The sequence below is a fragment of the Verrucosispora sp. SN26_14.1 genome, from assembly GCF_004307965.1.
Classification (GTDB): Bacteria; Actinomycetota; Actinomycetes; order Mycobacteriales; family Micromonosporaceae; genus Micromonospora.
On record NZ_SISL01000666.1, the window covers coordinates 1 to 2,400 of the forward strand.

Annotated in this window: 2 protein-coding genes; both read left to right on the top strand. The window is 73.5% G+C overall.

Annotated elements, in window-relative coordinates:
- Positions 1 to 1,680: beta-N-acetylhexosaminidase (locus EYA84_RS30615; protein ID WP_236146055.1), on the top strand; the 1,680-nt coding region annotated here is incomplete at its 5' end.
- A gap of 434 nt (positions 1,681 to 2,114) precedes the next feature.
- Positions 2,115 to 2,400: C39 family peptidase (locus tag EYA84_RS30620; RefSeq protein ID WP_201272532.1), on the top strand; the 286-nt coding region annotated here is incomplete at its 3' end.

The window sequence follows — 2,400 nt, forward strand, 5'->3', positions numbered from 1 at the left end:
GCCCCGGAGGCCACCGCCGTCAACGCGGTCGCCGCTCCAGCGGTCACCGCCGCCGATCCGGCCGGCCACGCGGTCCGCACCGCCGGAGAGCTGGCGGAGACGGCGGCGCGGGAGGCGGCGACCCAGCTCGCCCGGCCGGCGCCGGTCCCCCTCGACGACGTGGTGCCGGCCCCCGAACACGTCACCCCGGACGCCAGCGCCGACCACCTGCTCACCGCCGACACGGTCATCCGGGTCAGCGCCGACCCCGCCGCCCTCGCCGTCGCCGAGCAGCTCGCCGCGCTGCTGCGCCCCGCCACCGGGTACCCGCTGCCGGTCACCGACACCACCGCGCCCGCCCCGGCCGGCGGCATCGCCCTCGCCCTGACCGGCGATGCCGACCTCGGTGCGGAGGGCTACCGGCTCGACGTCACCCGCGCCGGGGTACGCCTCACCGCCGGCACCGCCGCCGGCCTGCACCACGGGGTCCAGACGCTGCGCCAACTGCTGCCCGCCGACATCGAGAGCGCCACCCCGGTCGACCGGCACTGGGTGCTGCCCGGCGGATCGATCCTCGACCGGCCCCGCTACCCGCACCGGGGCGCCATGCTCGACGTGGCCCGGCACTTCTTCGGCGTACCCGACGTGCTGCGGATGATCGACCACCTGGCCCGGTACAAGCTCAACCGGCTGCACCTGCACCTCACCGACGACCAGGGCTGGCGGATCGCCGTCGACTCCTGGCCCGGCCTGAGCACCGTCGGCGGGGCGACCGAGGTCGGTGGCGGGCCGGGCGGGTACTACACCCAGGCCGACTACCGCCGGATCGTGACGTACGCGGCGGCCCGGCACATCACCGTCATCCCCGAGATCGACCTGCCCGGGCACACCAACGCCGCATTGGCCGCGTACCCGGAACTCTCCCCGGACCGGACCGCTCCGCCGCCGTACACCGGCACCGAGGTCGGGTTCAGCTACGTCGACCCGGCACACGATCGGACGTACGACTTCGTCGCCGACGTCCTCGGCGAACTCGCCGCACTCACCCCCGGCCAGTGGTTGCACATCGGCGGCGACGAGGCGTTCAAGGTGCCCGCCGACGTCTACGCCGGGTTCGTCGAACGGGTGCAGCGGATCGTCGCCGGGCTCGGCAAGACGGTCGTCGGATGGCACCAGATCGCCCCGGCCGGGCACGTCGACGGACGGATCCTGCAGTGGTGGGGCACGAACGGCGACGACCCGCAGACCGCCGACGCGGTCCGTCGGGGCGCCCGCGTGATCCTCTCCCCCGGCAACCACGCATACCTGGACATGAAGTACGCCCCGGACACGCCGCTCGGACACGACTGGGCCGGTCTCATCGACGTACGTCGGGCGTACGAGTGGGATCCCGGCACGCACCTGACCGGCGTGCCGGCCGAGGCCGTACTCGGGGTGGAGGCGCCGCTCTGGACCGAGTCGGTGACGAGCCTCGACGAGATCGAGTTCATGCTGCTGCCCCGCCTGCCCGCGATCGCCGAGCTGGGCTGGTCACCCCGCCGTACCCACGACTGGGACGCCTTCCGTCGACGGCTGGCCGGGCACGGCCCGCGCTGGACCCGGGCGGGCGTCACCTTCCACTCCGCACCCGACATCCCCTGGCCGCCCCACGCAACCATCCCCCCTGCAAGGAAGGGCCCCTTGTTAACGCCTGGTGTATAGCAGGGGACCCCTCCTAACATCGCCCCCGCGCGGTGGGCGGGTTCGCGACGGGACGGGTGATGTTCAGGGTTGACGCCGGACGCTCCGGGCGCGAGGGCGCGTCGATCAACGTCGGATGATCCGGTTCGCCGCTGGCGATTCGTACCTCGGTGTCTGATTCGTGCCCACTCGTGGGTGGGCTGTGGCCGCGGCGATCGCGGAATCATCGGGCCGGGCCGGGGGTTGTACATGGCATGACCGCGACGCCTCCCCCGGCGCCGCACCCCCCGGGACCCGGGCCGGAATGACCCCGCACCCCCCGGCGTTACACCTGGCCCGGACGTCGTGAGCAGTCCCCACCGCGCGGACGCCGACGAACCCGGGACATCCCCCCGCGGCACACCCGTCCCCCACGGGAGATCGCCGCACACCCCCGACGAAAGGTTCAGATCATCATGCGTACCACCATGCTGCGCAAGACCGCTCTGACCATCGCCGCTGCCGCCGCCACCGCCGGAGGCATCGCCGCACCCGCGATCGCCGCCCAGGCCACCCCGGGCGTCCAGGCCGCCGCCGTCGTGCAGGCCGACCGCAAGGGCCACGGCGAACGCCAGCTCGACGTCCGCTACGAAGCCCAGCCCAACTTCTACTACTGCGGCCCCGCCGCCGCCCGCAACGCCCTCAGCGTCCAAGGCAAGAACATCGACGTCCACACCATGGCCAAGCAGATGGGCACCACCG